The 16,669-nt window shown below is 44.6% G+C and carries 11 protein-coding genes; 7 read left to right on the top strand and 4 right to left on the bottom strand.

Going from position 1 to position 16,669, the window contains the following annotated elements:
- The first annotated feature begins 6 nt into the window (after window positions 1–6).
- Genes ACY652_RS09010 through ACY652_RS09000 form a run of 3 tightly spaced genes read left to right on the top strand, consistent with a single transcriptional unit; the run spans window position 7 to window position 4,211 of the window.
- Complete coding sequence (locus tag ACY652_RS09010; RefSeq protein WP_462268037.1) at window positions 7–1,422, top strand: ABC transporter permease; 1,416 nt, start codon at window positions 7–9, stop codon at window positions 1,420–1,422.
- 2 nt (window positions 1,423–1,424) lie between these two features.
- A complete protein-coding gene (locus ACY652_RS09005; RefSeq protein WP_462268035.1) occupies window positions 1,425–2,846 on the top strand; it encodes a DUF3526 domain-containing protein in 1,422 nt (473 codons plus the stop codon).
- A gap of 12 nt (window positions 2,847–2,858) precedes the next feature.
- Complete coding sequence (locus ACY652_RS09000; RefSeq protein WP_462268033.1) at window positions 2,859–4,211, top strand: MATE family efflux transporter; 1,353 nt, start codon at window positions 2,859–2,861, stop codon at window positions 4,209–4,211.
- Here ACY652_RS09000 and ACY652_RS08995 read toward each other — a convergent pair.
- The 4 genes from ACY652_RS08995 to ACY652_RS08980 form a co-directional block, all read right to left on the bottom strand.
- Window positions 4,187–4,777, bottom strand: coding sequence for a class I SAM-dependent methyltransferase (locus ACY652_RS08995; RefSeq protein ID WP_462268031.1), 591 nt, complete (start codon window positions 4,775–4,777; stop codon window positions 4,187–4,189). The genes ACY652_RS09000 and ACY652_RS08995 overlap by 25 nt on opposite strands.
- A gap of 22 nt (window positions 4,778–4,799) precedes the next feature.
- Complete coding sequence (locus tag ACY652_RS08990) at window positions 4,800–5,228, bottom strand: Fur family transcriptional regulator (protein ID WP_462268030.1); 429 nt, start codon at window positions 5,226–5,228, stop codon at window positions 4,800–4,802.
- Window positions 5,229–5,369: 141 nt separating this feature from the next.
- Window positions 5,370–5,657 carry a MerC domain-containing protein gene (locus tag ACY652_RS08985; RefSeq protein ID WP_462268028.1) on the bottom strand — a complete coding sequence of 96 codons (288 nt, stop codon included), beginning with the start codon at window positions 5,655–5,657 and terminating at the stop codon, window positions 5,370–5,372.
- Between the two features lie 570 nt (window positions 5,658–6,227).
- Window positions 6,228–6,986 carry an IS5 family transposase gene (locus ACY652_RS08980; RefSeq protein WP_462268026.1) on the bottom strand — a complete coding sequence of 253 codons (759 nt, stop codon included), beginning with the start codon at window positions 6,984–6,986 and terminating at the stop codon, window positions 6,228–6,230.
- 983 nt (window positions 6,987–7,969) lie between these two features.
- Between ACY652_RS08980 and ACY652_RS08975 the strand changes: the two genes are divergently transcribed.
- The 4 genes from ACY652_RS08975 to ACY652_RS08960 all read left to right on the top strand — a co-directional run bounded on the left by ACY652_RS08975 (window position 7,970) and on the right by ACY652_RS08960 (window position 16,664).
- Window positions 7,970–9,010, top strand: coding sequence for an efflux RND transporter periplasmic adaptor subunit (locus tag ACY652_RS08975; RefSeq protein ID WP_462268024.1), 1,041 nt, complete (start codon window positions 7,970–7,972; stop codon window positions 9,008–9,010).
- 26 nt (window positions 9,011–9,036) lie between these two features.
- Complete coding sequence (locus tag ACY652_RS08970) at window positions 9,037–12,180, top strand: efflux RND transporter permease subunit (RefSeq protein WP_462268022.1); 3,144 nt, start codon at window positions 9,037–9,039, stop codon at window positions 12,178–12,180.
- A gap of 25 nt (window positions 12,181–12,205) precedes the next feature.
- The gene (locus ACY652_RS08965; RefSeq protein WP_462268020.1) at window positions 12,206–13,546 is read left to right on the top strand and encodes a TolC family protein; all 1,341 of its coding nucleotides are present in this window, start codon (window positions 12,206–12,208) and stop codon (window positions 13,544–13,546) included.
- A gap of 1,228 nt (window positions 13,547–14,774) precedes the next feature.
- Window positions 14,775–16,664 (top strand): beta-ketoacyl-ACP synthase III, encoded by a 1,890-nt coding sequence (locus ACY652_RS08960; RefSeq protein ID WP_462268018.1) that lies wholly within the window; start codon window positions 14,775–14,777, stop codon window positions 16,662–16,664.
- Window positions 16,665–16,669 lie beyond the last annotated feature (5 nt).

The raw sequence follows: 16,669 nt of genomic DNA, 5'->3' as shown, positions 1-16,669 counted from the left end.
ATAGAGATGAATGCCATTACTACCGTAGCACAAAAAGAAATCATCTCCGGTTTCCGTAACCGGAGCTACCTGACCATCGCAGTTGTACTGATGCTGATTACCGCTTTGGCGCTGATTGCCGGTGCCCGTAAATTTAAGCAGGCTGATGCAGAGCGGCAGCAGGCCATAACCGAACAACGTGACCGATGGCTGCATCAGGACCCTAAGCACCCGCACATTGCTGCCCATTTTGGCAATTTTGCCTACATGCCGAAGCCTGCCCTGAGCATCTTCGACTCGGGACTGGATGATTTTACCGGCACTGTTGCCTATCTGGAACCTCACCGGCAAAACGAATTTGCCTTTAAGCCGGCTGAAGATGGAGATGTCTCAGTAAGATTCGGTACGCTTTCAGTAGCGCTGATTCTGCAAATGGTAATGCCGTTGGTGGCTATATTTTTATCCTTTTCAGCATTCAGCCAGGAAATGGAGCAGCAAACGATAGCACTTCTATATGCACAGGGTTTAACCTTCAGGCAGTTATATACCGGTAAATTTCTGGGGTTGAGTACCTTATTGCTGCTACTGCTTATACCTGTATTGGTGCTATGGATGGCCGTACAATTATGGTCGGCCGGCCCAGCTCCGTTACCGTGGGTACGGTTACTGTTATTATGCGCCTTATATGCAGGGTATATGCTGATCTACATTGCTGCGGCTTTGTTAATATCGGCTCACAGGCGTAATTCTAAAAAATCCTTGTTGCTGTTGCTGGGCATATATGTATTTGCCGTGATATTGATGCCTAAGTGGGCTGCCAGTACCGGGAACCACCGGTATACCCTTCCCTCGAAATATGAATTCACTGCCGCCCTGCAAGCCGACATTGCACAGGGTATTGACGGCCACAACCCATCAGGGAAACGTGCCGACAGGCTGAAAGATGCCCTGCTTAAGCAGTACCATGTAGACACCATTGCAAAACTACCGTTCAACTTCGAAGGCTATGTGATGCAGGCGGGCGAAACTTATAGCAGCAAGGTTTACGATAAGCATTTTGACAAACTGCAGCACATCCTGATCAGCCAAAACCGCTTATCGCAATGGTGCAGCTACATCGACCCCTACATTGCCGTTTATGGGCTGTCGATGGCTTTTGCTGGTACAGACTATTATACCCATCTCGACTTTCAGCACCAGGCAGAATTTTACCGCCGCAGCTTTGTACAACAGATGAATTTAGAGATGCAAAATAAATCGAAGCTTGGCGATTGGGAATATAAAGCAAACCGAGCATCGTTTGCACAAGTGCCTGCCTTTGCTTACCAAGTCCCGGGTTTGGTGCAGAGCTTACGCCCCTACCTGCCAGGACTGCTATCCTTACTGTTGTGGATGGGCATCATCTTGTTTTATGTTTACCGCTACCCTGTGTATTTGTTTTAATTATGACCTCGACCTTAACATCAGTTTTCAAAGCAGAGTGGCTACAGCTTTCGCGCAACCGCTGGTACATATCGGCCTTAGTAATTTTTATGCTGTTTGGATGCTATTCCATTTATTACGGGCATACTATAATTGGTATACAACAACATAAGATAAACCAGGCAACAGATTCAGCACAATATGCCCAAGCACTTCATCAGCAACAGCTACAGGCCGATACCGCTACCGCTAAAGGGAAAAGTGATTTTGAAAATGCCGCACTACCCTCGCTTATTCGTTTTAAATATAATTTTATCGCTGCACACCGCCCAGCACCGCTTGCTGAACTGGCTATGGGCTTATACGACCTCTATCCCACCTATTACCTCCTCAACGCCCAAAGCCTGTATGTACAGACTCTGAAAGGTGAAATTTACAACCCGCTGCAATTGGCGGCCGGTAATTTCGATTTGAGTTTTTTGATTGTTTATCTACTACCTCTGCTAATCATTACCCTGAGCTATGATTTAATGGCCGCTGAGCGTGAGCAAGGGACAGAGAAGCTGTTACGCAGTACAGGTATACCACTAAGAGCTGTACTCTGGTACCGGTTGCTATTTAGGCTTTCACTGGTGGCACTAATGATAAATGTCTTGTGCGTTGCAGCCTTTATAGTTGCAGACGCACACCAGTTAATGCCTAACATCCTGTGGCTGTTGGTTACCTGTTGCTATGTTGCACTTTGGTTCAGCATTATGTACCTGCTTAATGCGTTTCGCAAAGCCTCCGCCTTTAATGCCATCTGTGCGCTATCCATTTGGATTACGCTGTTGCTGATCATCCCAGCAGGTTTGGGTTTGCTGCTTAGTAACCAGCAAAGGCACAGTATGCAGCTGGCTGCCTTAATGCGTAGCCGCAATATGCCCGAAACTGATGAAGCAATGTACTCGGCTCTGGCTGCATTTTACCAAAACCATCCTGAACTAAAACCGGCAGATACAACACGTGCACCATACTTTTACTTTCAGGGATATTCTGCCTTTTTGCACGAGGGCGACAGGAAAGCCACGGCTTTGGTGAAACACTATCAGCATCAGGCGCAGCTGCACAGCAAAAAATACCAACTATTTAATCCTGTAAATCCAGCTGTAAATGTGCAGCAATTATTCAACGAGTTGGCAGCTACAGACTTAGGCGGGGAACTTGCCTTCAAGGAAGCCGTCCGTACCTTTCATGAACAGATTTTTTGGTTTTCCAATCAGCCGCTGTTCAACAACCGGGCAATGAACATGGACGATTACCGCCAGCAGCCACAATTTATTTTATCAAATCAACAGATGAATTATGTCAATTGGCTGATCAACCTGAGTTTACTGCCCATCAGTATAGCCTGTCTGTTAATCATAGCGCATCACCGCCTTAAAGAAAAATTTCTGATTGACTAATACATATACCTTATGCAGCGGGAGAAGCTACTTACAGAAAATTTATGGCGACTGATGCTGCGAATGTCGGTGCCGGGCATTATCAGCATGGTAGTGGTTTCCATTAATTCACTGGTCGATGCTTTCTTTATTGCTCATTTGGTTGGGCCAGCTGCATTCACAGGCATAACTTTCACGCTACCACTACTTACCCTTAATTCAGCAATTGTTGGCCTGCTTAGCGCAGGTACTTCGGCCATTTATAGCAGAGCCATCGGCAATAGTAATGAACCAGTAAAAAACAAACTGTTTGTTAACCTTACTTTGTTAGTAATAGGCTGCGCTGCTTTGCTGATAATATTGGGGTTTGCCTTTGGTAACCAAGTGTTGCAACTGCTCGGACCTACAGCCGAACAGTTAAAATACGGATGGTTGTTTTACCAGACTTCCCTTTCAGGTGCTGTCACCTCCATTTTTGGCATGTGCTTGTCGGGCTTGATCAGGGCAGAAGGCAACCCGCGCACTGCGATGTATATTACCGGCCTGGCTATGGCTTTAAACGTTGTCATCAATCCACTCCTTATCAAATATGCTGGTTTAGGTGTACAGGGGTCTGCTTTGGCCAGCATTATAGCGATGTGCGTTTATAGCGGTATAGCCTATCATTATTTTTATTCAGGTAAAGGTCAACTCCGTATTAACTGGGTTTTTGAACCGGACCTGCGCTTCATGCAAGAGATTTTAAGCACTGGTTTGCCTTCATTTTACATGCAGCTTAACGGCATCCTTCGGCAGTTTGTATTGTTTAAACTAATGGCCTATAGCAGCGCTTCCCCGAACGATACCATTGCATTTTCAGCGATTTACCGTTTGTTTTCGTTTGCAGCCATTCCTATGTTTGGTATGCTTCAAGCGTTTGCTCCAATTATCGGCGTTAATTTTGGCGCAGGCAACCTGACACGTGTACGTACTGTCATAACTGTATTCAGGTACGGCATTGTTACCTTAATGCTGCTCATGGCCTTGCCTTGTTTACTGTTTCCAAAACTTATTTTAAGCTTGTTGCTGAGTTTGCCAGCACTTACGAAAACAGCTGTATATCATTTTAGAGTAATTGCTGGTATATTGCTGCTAATGCCATTGGCTTCAACCAGCATTGTCTATCTACAAGCTACAAAAAAGCCGCATATTGCGTCGCGCTTCACACTTAGTCGTGAATTGCTGCTATTTCTACCAGTGTTGTGGTTAAGCGTATATGCATGGGGAAATGATGGTGTATACTATGGGCTGCTGATAGAAAATATAATATATATTAGCATAACAACTGTTGTAACCGCAGGTATTATGAAGAACGATTTGCTTTACAGCTTTAAAGCTGCCACGTGATATACATGCCAGTGTTTGGGTATTCCTCCCAACGTTTTTCCATCCCGTTCAGTTTCTTCAAACCATTTGATATCAAAGCCACTAAACAATTCGTCGAGCTTTACCTTGTCAAAGAAGGTCATATTTGTACGGTTAGTCCATGAATCTTTGAATCCGAAGAAATGACCGCTAAAACCGCCTCCCTCTTGGAGTGTGTTAACAATAGTAGTCCAGCACTGATCGAAATTTTCGGGTTTACAAAAAGGTAACGCAAAACTGGCATTAATTAATTGAGCTGATGGCAACTGCAATTCTTCAAATGTTTGACATGAAGTAGTGAGTTGTTTATCGGATTGTATTTGCCTGAGTGCTTTCAACGCATCAGAGCTTTGATCGATAGCCATTACCTGCCAGCCTTGCTCCAAAAGGTATAATGTATCTATTCCAGCACCGCATCCCAAATCAACAGCCGTTTTAGATGCCGTTTCCTGCAGGTAAGGTAAAAGGAAGGTAAGGCTTTTTGCCGGCGGCAGGGATTGGTTAGCCACTACCTGATGGTGTTTCGAAAAATTATGCTTTCCAGTCATATTAGTAAACAAGCCACCTTAATTAATTATCCATTTTGTTGCATTGTGCACAGGTGCCGGAAATCAGTAGGTTAATTGATTGTGACTTAAAACCGGCAGGCATTTGAAACGGCGGAAAATGGAAATCGTTCATACAATACAACTGATGGCATTGGGTACAATTAAAATGAAAATGCTCGTCGTGATGGTGTCCTGCCGTACAATTGTCCGAGCACATGGCATAGTTTGCCGTTCCATTCAAATCAATAACTTTATGTAAAATGCCTTTTTCCTCAAAAGTACGTAGGGTGCGATAAAGCGTTACTCGGTCAATTTCTTTGTTAATGTTCTTTTCCAGATAGGGCTGGGAGGTAGCCGCGTTGCGTGAAGCGATAAGTTCTAACACACTTAACCGTGTGGCAGTAACTTTAAGTTGATTTTGTTGTAATATATTCTGAAAATTCTGTTCCATGCGTTTACAAATATATGTAATTGCACCTCAGTTGCATTTTTAACTTATGCGGGATTATGCCATGCAGCACTTACTGCTGCGCCAGTTGAGCAGATGAGCCGCAGCAATCAGTATTCCGCCTAAACTCAGCAAATAGATTTCCTATACAGATGGCAATTGGTACCCTATAATAATGCAGCCAAGACCTATAACAGCTATCATTATTGGTAATAGGTTTCTATGATTTTGATAGGACTTCAATAATGAACAACAAGCGATAATTATTGACAAACAAATTAAGCTAAATTCAACAACCTTACCAGTGAACATTTTAAATCCCACGAGAGGTGCAAAGCTAATCAATACAGGTAATATTGTACAATGTACGGCACAAGTAATTGAAACTCCTATACCATACTTGTCTAAAAGAGAACTTTCTTTACTTGCCATCCAGCAAATATACAACAAATGAAACAATGCTGCATTTGATAAGAAGATGTTGGTGCCTTATATATTAATGTTAAGGACTATGCTACAGCTAACTTTCTTATAAGTTCATTCAATCATCCTTCTACACAAATTAGAATACAATTGGATCCTATTGATGAGATATAATTGGATAAAATCATTGAAATGCAAAAGACCATTAATTAAACACGTATGGTCGAGTGAACTTAATCAATCGTTAAATTAATACCACATCTCTCCTTTGAATTAACAATAGCATTTAGCGACAATATTAAATTGTTATAATACTCCCAACTTGAGTATTATGTGCGAATGCGAATTAAAATAATTCTAAGAGCATGTTGGTCATACCAAATCAAAGGTATCGTCCGAAATATGTCCGAAAAAGAAAATACCCACTTGTAAATAATTGATTTACAAGCGAATATAATTTTAATTGGTAGCCCGTAGGGGAATCGAACTTCTATTCCAATAAGTTATAACTATTTGTTGTTTAAAGCTCCGTTTCCTAGTAGTTAATCACAAATTGAAATGTAACAATTAAGAGCCTGTTTAAATTTTATTCAACAATAATTTTATAGCGGAAAGTTTGACCATATCTTCTGCGGTTTCCAACAGCAGTTCATAGTTTCTGCACAATCTTCTGTCATTATCCATCAAAGCAAACGAGCGTTCGATTACCCATCTTTGTGGAATGGGTTTGAAAGAGGCACCCTGCTCATCAGAACGCATCACGATCTGTATCAGGCAGCCAAATGCTCTTTTGACTTGCTCTATGATAATGCCACGGTAGCCGCCGTCTGCCAGCAGCACCCTCAGCCGAAGGCTCAAACCCTTCAGCACCCGCATGAGTAAGATAACCGCTTTGCTGTCATGTACCCTTGCTATGGTAACCATCACGGCCAGCAGAAAGCCGTTCTTGTCCACAATGACATGCCGCTTGATACCTTTTACTTTCTTGTTGCCGTCATAACCGTTCAGTGCCCGGTTGTTACCCCACTTTACACTCTGGCTGTCCATGATGCCCAAGGTAGGCTCAGGGTTTTGCTTCATCTTTAACCGTACCTTTTCTCTAAGTTTGGACAGTAACAGGTCAAACCATTCCAGCACAGCCCATTTACTGTAATAATAGTAAACTAACTGCCATTTAGGGAAATCCTTAGGCAGCATCCGCCACTGGCAGCCCGTCTTCACTAAATACAGAATGGCATTCCATATCTCGCGCAAGCTGCGTGTTCGCTTTCTTTCAGCTAACATTAACGTTTTCTTTATAAATTGCCACTGGGCATCTGTTACATCCGTTGAATACATCTTTCTTGAAGTTTGGTCACAACAATTAAATGTAATCCTAACCCCTGTACAGATGACCTTAGTATTTATTCCCGCTGAAATTTAAACAGGCTCTAACTATGTAAGAATTAATCATAATCCAGATCTACAAGATGAAATATACAGTTTGCCTTTTACATTGAAAAGTTAACACAACAACAGATTAGTAATAGCTATACATACCCACTGGGCAATAAACAGTGTTCAGTTCCCAGTGCTAAAATTTTGTCAAGGGCATAAATACCGCTACCATTACAAAATTCATAAAGGCACTCAATATATTGAACATCAATCAATTTTTTGAATGTCTTGATTGCTGATGCTACTAAAATATTACAATATTTAATTTGCGAAATACTTACGAAAATGTATATTTACTTTATAAATCACTGATTGCCAACACATTGAAGGGGTATATCATATGACTAAAATCCTTGTGTCGCTGGTTCGATTCCAGCTGATACCACTTTAAGCGTACCAGCTTATCCCCCCCTAAATGGCATCATTTAGGGGGTTTTTTGTTTTTATCGGTACTTTCGCTCGTTTTTAATCATAAATGTTGGAAAGACAAGAACATAGTAAACACACTCCTTATTAAAGTTATTACTGTAAGCACTGGCCAGCATTTATGCCCACAGGTGTGTGTTTCTAAAGCATACAATGCCTTTCCAACACTTGTAGTTTAAAACGGAGCCGCTTAATTTTTTCCGGCGTTTGCAACGCCTATTTCACTGCATATCACTCAACTCATTCACAATGCACATGTAACGCTTTGCCATTGATGAGATGACTTCTACTTAGCTGTATGCTTTGGAAGTATACCCGGTTAGCCAGTACCTGAATTTGCCTGCTGTGATACCCCATTGAAATAGCGCATTCAATTGACTAAATATCTGTTTTCAGCAAACTAATTGCCGGATTGGGCTGTTGACCATTTCTTGTCTGTTCTTCAGATACTATTTTCAATGAAAAATATTTACCTGTTGCTGGGTTTACTGCTGGTGCTTGCCGGATGCAAGCCAAAAGAAGATAACCGGTCTGATGCCGAAGCATCGGCCGTTGCACCGGTTAGCGTGATTAAACTGGCACCCACAGAAAAAAATCAAACTTTAAATTTAAGCGGAACCATACAGTCTGAAAAAACAGCGCAGGTAACCTTTTCTGTTCAGGGGCGGGTAACTTCGGTGCTGGTGGATGAGGGGCAGGCTGTTAAAAAAGGGCAGTTGCTGGCCACGCTTGACCCTCGCGATTACCAGTATCAGCTGCAGCAGGCAGATGCCAACCTGCTGCAGGCAAAGGATACCTATCTGCGCAGCAAAGAACTGTATCAGAAAGGCAGCCTTACACCCAAAGATTTTGTTACTGCCGAATCTCAATATTTTACCGCACTTGCCAACCGCAAAGCGGCAGCCAAACAGTTAAGCGATACCCGGCTGTATGCGCCTATCAGCGGTACTGTAACCGGCAAAATGACCGAGGTAGGTAACCAGATTTCACCCAGCGCGCAGGCCTTCATGATTGATGCCATAGATCATGTGAACGCTACCATGACCGTTCCAGAAACAGAGATAGGCAATATCATGCGCAACAATACGGCTCAGGTAAATATTCCTACGCTTAACCAGGCATTCACAGGCAAAGTAACCAGCATTAATCCCCAAGCCGACAGGAACAGCAATACTTTCCGTACTAAAATAAGGCTTGACAATGCCCGCCACCGGCTGCTGCCCGGCATGATTGCGGAAATTAACCTCCAAACCAATAACAGGGTGAATTACATCACCATTCCGCCCAAAGCGGTGGTGCATGATCAGGATGGCCTTTCTTATGTATTTTTGGTGGATTCGGCCCGGCGGAAGCACATCACCATACGCCGCCGCATTACCACCGGCCAGGCCGTAGGCGATGAGATTTCAGTAACTGATGGCCTTAAAAACGGGGACCTATTGGTCATTGAGGGGCAGTATCGCCTGAAGGACGGGCAGGCCGTTGCCATCAAACAATAACTTCCAGCTAAACAGCGCACATACTTATGGCCGAAAACAAGAAAAACTTCAACCTGATTGAAGCCTCCATGCGCTACCGCACCGTATCATTTACCATAGCGGTAATGCTGGTGCTGGTGGGCATTTTATCACTGCTGCAAATGTCGCGCAGTGAAAACCCGGAGTTTACGGTAAGGCAGGCGCTTATTTATGCCGCTTATCCGGGCGCCAGCGAGCAACAGGTTGAAAATGAACTGACCAAGCCTATGGAGCAGTTTCTTTTTTCCTTTAAGGAGGTGAGACGTGAAAAAACGTATTCTACCAGCAAAGAAGGTATCGTTTATATCAACATTGAACTGAACGAATGGGTTAAGGACGCCGACCGGGTTTGGGCTACGCTGCAGCATGGGCTTAATGGTTTCAAGGCACAAAACCTGCCTCAAAATGTACAAGGCCCTGTTGTGAACAGCAATTTTGGCGAAACCATTGCCATGCTGGTATCCATATCCTCTCCAAAGCGCAGCTACGCGGAACTGGACAAACTGATGGACCGCATAGAGGATAATGTTAAGGTCAACAAAAAGGTTTCGCGGCTCACACGGGTTGGCGGTTTGCCGCAGCAGATACTGGTAAAAGTGGATGACCAAAAGCTGAGCCAGTACAATGTTGACTTTAACCAGGTGGCTGATGTGCTGAAAAATCAAAATCAAACCAGCGGCGGCGGCGAGGTAAAGCTCTCGCAGAATAATGTGCCCCTGTTTGGCAACAATCAGTTTAAGAGCATCAATGATGTCGGCAATCAAATCATATATACTGACTCGGCGGCTAATATTGTGCGCCTGCGCGATGTAGCCACCATCAGCCGCAGTTATCAGGATACGGTGCAGAGCATACAGATGAGTAACCTGCCCGTAATTATGCTCAGCATCGAGATGCAAAAAGGTAATAATATGACGGAGTTTGGTAAGGAGATAGATAAGCAGCTCATTCTGGCCAAAAAACAATTGCCGCCCGATGTAAAAGTTACTACCATTGTCAATCAGCCTGAAGTAGTAGCCGAAAGCATCAAGCACTTTCTGATTGAATTTGCCATTGCCATTGTTTCGGTAATTGTAGTGGTGATTATACTTCTTCCCTTCCGTATTGCGTTAATATCAGCCATATCCTGCCCACTGTCCATCATGGTAACTTTTGCTATCAGCAACATCATGGGCCTGCAGCTGCATCAGGTCACGCTGGCAGGTTTAATCATTGTATTAGGTATGGTGGTAGATGATGCCATTGTGGTGGTTGATAATTATATAGAGCGCCTGGATCATGGCATCAAGCCCTGGGAGGCGGCCTGGAAAAGTGCTACGCAATTATTTATACCGGTACTTACGGCTACCATATCCATTGTTTTTGCTTTTGCGCCTTTGGCCATATTCCTTCCGGGGATGCAGAAAGAGTTTGTAGGCTCACTGCCGATTATTATTGGCATTGCATTAAGCACCTCTTTTGTAGTAGCCATGTTGATTGTACCTGCAATAGCTTTCTTATCCATTAAAAAAGGCCTGAAGAAAGATGACGATAAAGAAGAGAAGGAACAGAAAAAGTCTATCCTCGACCGGGTGCAGGAAAAGTATGATAAAGCGGTGGAATGGGCTTTCGAACATACTACCCTGATCATCAGCCTGGGCATAGCCGCTGTTTTTTTAGGTGTATTTTTGATGACCAAGGTAAAGCAGCAATTTTTGCCCATTGCCGAACGCGATCAGTTTAACCTGGAAATATGGCTGCCGCCAGGTACACCTTATAAACAAACCGCCGCCGCCGTAAAAAAGGTAGAAGCTGCCATTAAAGGCGATAAGCGCATTACGCGGGTGGCCAGCTTTATCGGCACCAGTTCACCCCGGTTTTATACCACTTACGCGCCCGAAAATCCACGTGAAAACTACGCCCAGATTTTTATTAATACTACTGATAACGGCACCACGGATGAACTTTCTACCGAATACATCACCAAATTTCACAACTTTTTGCCCGAAGGCTTTGTTCGGGTGCACCGCCTCACGTTCCTGAATGCAAAGGCGCCGCTTGAAGTACGCATCATCAGCGAAAACTTTGATGACTTGCGGAAGGTAGGTGATACCGTTAAAGCCATGATAAGCCATTTGAAAGGTACCAACTGGGTGCGAGATGATTTTGAGGAAGATTATGCCGCCATCGGCGCTCACATCAAACAAGACCAGGCCCGCAGGCTAAATCTTACCAGCACCCAGATTACGCAAACCATAGGTGGCGGCCTGCAGGGGGTGCCGGTATCTACTTTGTATGAGGGCAAAACTCCGCTATCCATTGTGCTAAGATATGATGACCGTTACCGCAAAAACTTCGACCGGCTGCGCACTGTACACATCAGCAACCAGCAGGGGCGCAAGATACAGCTTACAGACGTGGCCGATTTTACGCCGGAGTGGCATATTGGCAATATCATGCACCGCAACGGGCTGCGTATGCTTACCGTACTTTCAGAAGCGCAGAACGGCGTGGTGGCAGCTGATATGCTGAAGGAAATCAAACCGCAAATTGAAAAAATGAAATTGCCCTACGGCGTGCACATCCAATACGGCGGCGACCAGGAAGCTACCGATGAAAACACGCCCGGATTAGGCAAATCATTACTATGTAGTATCGTGCTTATTTTCCTGACGATGCTGATACAGTTCAGGAGCCTGAAAAAGACCTTTATCATCCTGTGCACCTTCCCGCTAAGCTTGCTGGGCGCCGCCACCGGGCTGCTGGTTACCGGCAACGCCTTTAGCTTCACCGCCTTTATGGGCATCATCAGCCTGATTGGTATCGTGGTAAGGAATGGTATCATCTTAGTTGATTTTGCTGATGAAATGGGCCGCGATGAAGGACTGGATATTAAAGAATCGGCCATACATGCAGCAAAACGCCGTATGCGCCCCATATTTTTAACCACCGCAGCGGCAGCTGTGGGCGTTACGCCCATGATTGTGGGCGGTTCGCCGCTATGGGCGCCGCTGGGCAGTTCGTTGGCTTTTGGTTTAATTGTATCTATGTTCTTCACGCTGTTTATTATTCCTATCCTTTACTTCAAGCTAATTAAGCCTGAACAGGAAAAGCCGGAGGAGCGGGATGAGGAGGAAAAGGAAGATGCAAAGCAGCCGCAACCGGCAGTGTAAAACAATATAGTTAAGTTTTTAATCAATGACCTTACAATCGTTATTCCATTATAAAAGCAAGCTGTACTGCCTCGGTTTGTTACTGGCCTTGCTTACCCAGGCGGCCTCTGCCCAGCAGCGGCTCACTTTAGAGCAAAGCCGGCAACTGGCCCTGAAACAAAATAATCAGATCAATATTCAGAAAGATTCCATAGCGATAGCCAAATTGGGAGTTGACCGTGCTAAAACCAATGCCCTGCCTTCGGTAGATGCATCGGCAACCGGCTTGTATTTCGGCAAACCCTTAAGCAAATACCTGCCCGAGCGAACCGCTTCGGCTTCAGGCACAGTTACCGAACTAATTTACAACGGCGGCAAAGTACGCAACGGCATAAAAGCAGCCAGCCTGAATGCAGATGTACAGCAGCTGCAACAGGTACGAACCCGGGCAGACATTATTGTAAGAACAGACAGCGCCTACTGGCAGGTGGTTTCTCTTAAAGAGCAGATTATTGCCCTGAAAAAATCAAAGCAGTATTTGAATGGTGCACTCAACGATATAAACAACGCCTACCGTGCCGGCACCCGGTTTAAAAATGATGTGCTGCAGGTACAGGTGCAGTATAACCAGAACGAATTACAACTGCTAAAGGCGGAAAACGGCTTAAAGCTGGCCAAACTTAATTTGCTGCAAGTTACCGGCTTAGGTTTGCAGCATCAGATTGATGTGCTGGATACCGTTCCTTACAACCCGGTTGTACTGCCGCCCGACTCTGCCTTTGACAATAATGCAGCTAAAAGGCCGGAGTTGCAGTTACTGCAAAAGCAGGTAGCAGCAGCAGAAATACAAACCAAACTGGCAGCAGCTAATCAGCTGCCGCAGGTAGCTGTTGCAGTATATGGTTTTTACACCAACTCCAGCACACCAGGCGCCGTTGGCCTTATTGGTTCTTATCTGGGAGAAAATCAGGCACCTATCAGTATAGGTAACAGCTCGGCAGCATGGCTGGCTTTGCTAAGTGTGCGGGTGCCGGTTTTTCATTGGGGCAACTACCGCAAGGCGGTAAAGCAGCAGGAAATCAGAACACAGGCCCGGCGTTACCAGTTGAATGAGGGCCGTGAGAAAATCACATTAGACATCAGGCGCAATTATAACAACCTTACCGAGGCCGAAAAGAACGTGGCGTTAAACGCTTTATCCCTGCAGCAAGCCACAGAAAACCTGCGCCTGGCCAATGACCGCCTGAAAGCAGGCACCATTACCGCTACCGACTGGCTGCAGGCACAATCCCTGTGGCAGCAGAGTTATACCCAGCTGGTAACCGCCAAGGTGGATTACAACAATTATGTAACTCAGTTTAAAAAGGCAATAGGAGAACTGGGGTAGGCGTGTCGGCTTATATCAAAGGTTGAGTTTGCAGCACAGGATTTACAATGATCTTAAGCATACTTTAATATCGAGTGGCTGCATCAGGCCGTTGGCTTGCCGCCTGAACCGGCATTACCGCTGGAGGGATTAAAACAATCTATCTTTCCGGCTTTAATCTTAAGCGTTGCTGAGCCCGTTAAATCTCGGCTTTAAAATTGCTTTAAAGCCGAGATTTAGGCGATATAAGCAAGCAAATTGAGCCGTTTGGAAAAAATCAGTTAAAGGAATATATCACTTTTGTACCACTTAAGAAATTTACATAGCTGAAAACAAGAGAAAAAGCCCTTTGGGCAATAATATCCCCCCGGGGCTGACTCCAGTTTGCGCTATATGCACATACCATCCGTTTAGGGAAGTCAACCAACGATGAAAAAGCAAGTGTAATCAACATTCATTTCGCCCTGAATAACGGCATTATGTTCTTGAGCACAAGAAGTTTTTATGGTGCCGCCCACACTGCAGTGTGGACGGCAAAGCTCAAAGTCCGAAGAAAAGATGCTTTTGTTAGCGTCAAGTTTAGGACAATCTTTCATAATACCAATGGATTAGTGATGAAATTGCAGTAAGGCTATTAAAATTGCAATCGGGCCTCTACAAAGCCAATATAGTGCGGCAACTGGCAGGTATGTTGTCAACGTTGAAAAGCACGGCCAATTAAGTACAGCAAAGAAAAGTCGTAAAGCTAAATTTTCATTATTTTAAGCGGAAACATATCATTGCTGAAAAGGATTTCAATAATACGTTAATGATAATTAATTACTCAAATGTGATGGTGGAACAATGAATGAATAATTCGCAAATGCAGAAGTTATTGGCGCACTTGCTAAATGAGCGCATCTTCAAAGTGCACTTTTAAAAGATTTGAATAGGCGAAAGGTATTCCCTGATTTAATCGACCTTCACAAAAGATAGTGCTTAATTTGGCCTGTAGCTTGAACACGCTTGGTAAAACCCCCCTTGTTATGGAGCTTACTTAATAATCTAAATTTTGATACAGCAAGCGATAATTTTTATTCGGTTCAAAGTATTGAATCAACTTTGCTATTTTCTATATATTAAGCGGTCTTCCAACCTGGATTACAAAGAGACGTAGTATTTGTTTTCATTTTTTACCTAAATGAATATATATTAACTTTTTTTGTTGAATCACTTGCAGGATGAAATAGCTGTTTTATCTTTAACCTATATGCTGCCCAAAAACGTCTACATCACGGCCTCAGGTTCTTTTTTACCTAACCATCCTGTTGAAAATGAAGAAATGGAAAACTATTTGGGCATGATTGATGGAATACCATCGCGGATGAAGGCTGTTTTTCTACGTAAGAACGGCATTAAGCGGCGGTATTATGCTTTGGATACAGAGCAGAATACCACTCATCAGGCTTATCAAATGGCAGCACTGGCGGTGAAAAACTGCATCGGCGGTAGTTCGGTCAGCAGCCATGATGTGAATTTGCTGAGCGCGGCCACTACACAAAGCGATTTGCCGGTTCCGGGTTTTGCCAGTATGGTACATGCCGAATCGGGGATTGGCAAGTGCGCTTTGGTGTCGCATCAGAGTGTGTGTGCAGCAGGTATGATGGCTATACAAAGCGCTTTTATGCAGGTGCAGGCGGGCATGGCTCGTAATGCCGTTTGCTGCGCGGCCGAACTTCCCAGCCGTATGTTTAAAGCCAAGCGCTTTGAAGGCCAGCATGAACTGAATGAAAATGGGGGTACCTTACCGGCCGATACTGATTTTTTGCGGTGGATGCTGAGCGATGGCGCGGGTGCATTGCTGTTGCAACAGGAACCGTCTTCCTTGGGCATTTCGCTTAAAGTTGAATGGATCGAACTGCAATCCTATGCGCATGCTTATGAACTTTGCATGTATGCCGGCACGCATAAGGAAGCTAATGGTACAATTGGCAAAACATGGCTCGATTATGACAACCTAACCGAGGCCAATGCCTGCGGAGCTGTTAATCTGAAGCAGGATATGCAACTGGTGGATAATATGGTTAAACTGGGAATTCAGCATTTTTTCGAACTGGTGGATAAGGGAGTAGTTAAGCCGGAGGCGATTGACTGGCTGGTTTGTCATTATTCCTCACATCATTTTAAACCGCAGATTATGGATTTGCTCCGCAAAGGCGGTGCTGCCATACCGGCCGAAAAATGGTTTACCAACCTGTATACAGTAGGTAACATCGGTTCTGCCTCAGTTTATGTTATGCTGCATGAACTCCTGAATAGCGGCAAGCTTAAACACGGGCAGCAAATTTTATGCATGGTGCCCGAAAGCGGTCGTTTTTTGTCCAGTTATATGCTGCTTACGGTGCAACAGGCAGGAGGCGTACTTGCCGGTTTCCATGCGAACGAAGATATTGCTGCCATACTGCCGCCTCAGATCAATGTACAGCAAAAGCCGGTACAGGAGTGGCTGGTAAGGCAGTTAACCGGTTTATGGTTTGATTTTGAGCGCGGCCTGCAACAGGTGCCGGTGGTACAAAAAATATTTAACGGAACGCTTACCCTTGAGCAGTATAAGCGCCTGCTGGTTAACTTAAGGCAGCAGGTTATTGACGGGTCGCAATGGATAGCCCGCGCGGCTTCTAACGTAAGTATGGAGTATTTCGAAGTACGGTCGGCCTTTATCCGCCACTCGTCTGACGAGCACCGCGATTACCAGCTGCTGGAAAAAAACTACCTGCAATGCGGCGGCCAGCTTGAGGACATTCAAACCGGCAGTAAAAACATAGGCAGCGAGGCGCTGAGCGCTTATATGTTTCACCGGGCCAGCCAGCCCAATCCGTTTGATCTGCTGGGCGGCATGTTTGTGATCGAAGGTTTGGGCAACCGGGTATCGGGCAAGTGGGGCCGTGCTATACAACAACAGCTCAGCCTGAACACAGAACAGGTATCGTTCTTCTTATACCACGAAACCAGTGATAGTAACGATAACCATTTTGAACGTTTCGAGAACGCTATACAATCAGATCTGTTAACACAGTTTATGGCCGAAAAAATTGTAAAGACGGCCAAAACCGTAGCCCGGTTATATACCCTGCAACTCGAAGAACTGGATAACTTTTAAAAATA

It is taken from the genome of Mucilaginibacter sp. (assembly GCF_965200995.1).
Classification (GTDB): domain Bacteria; phylum Bacteroidota; class Bacteroidia; order Sphingobacteriales; family Sphingobacteriaceae; genus Mucilaginibacter.
Note: the sequence above shows the minus strand (reverse complement) of the source record. Positions and strands in the feature narration are given on the sequence as shown.

Bases quoted from the DNA above. Each gene is read 5' to 3' on its own strand.
- ACY652_RS08995 (WP_462268031.1), bottom strand. From the start codon at position 4,777: ATGACTGGAAAGCATAATTTTTCGAAACACCATCAGGTAGTGGCTAAC.
- ACY652_RS08970 (WP_462268022.1), top strand. From the start codon at position 9,037: ATGGCCGAAAACAAGAAAAACTTCAACCTGATTGAAGCCTCCATGCGC.
- ACY652_RS08965 (WP_462268020.1), top strand. From the start codon at position 12,206: ATGACCTTACAATCGTTATTCCATTATAAAAGCAAGCTGTACTGCCTC.
- ACY652_RS08985 (WP_462268028.1), bottom strand. From the start codon at position 5,657: ATGGCAAGTAAAGAAAGTTCTCTTTTAGACAAGTATGGTATAGGAGTT.
- ACY652_RS08960 (WP_462268018.1), top strand. From the start codon at position 14,775: ATGCTGCCCAAAAACGTCTACATCACGGCCTCAGGTTCTTTTTTACCT.
- ACY652_RS08975 (WP_462268024.1), top strand. From the start codon at position 7,970: ATGAAAAATATTTACCTGTTGCTGGGTTTACTGCTGGTGCTTGCCGGA.
- ACY652_RS08980 (WP_462268026.1), bottom strand. From the start codon at position 6,986: ATGTATTCAACGGATGTAACAGATGCCCAGTGGCAATTTATAAAGAAA.
- ACY652_RS09000 (WP_462268033.1), top strand. From the start codon at position 2,859: ATGCAGCGGGAGAAGCTACTTACAGAAAATTTATGGCGACTGATGCTG.
- ACY652_RS09005 (WP_462268035.1), top strand. From the start codon at position 1,425: ATGACCTCGACCTTAACATCAGTTTTCAAAGCAGAGTGGCTACAGCTT.
- ACY652_RS09010 (WP_462268037.1), top strand. From the start codon at position 7: ATGAATGCCATTACTACCGTAGCACAAAAAGAAATCATCTCCGGTTTC.
- ACY652_RS08990 (WP_462268030.1), bottom strand. From the start codon at position 5,228: ATGGAACAGAATTTTCAGAATATATTACAACAAAATCAACTTAAAGTT.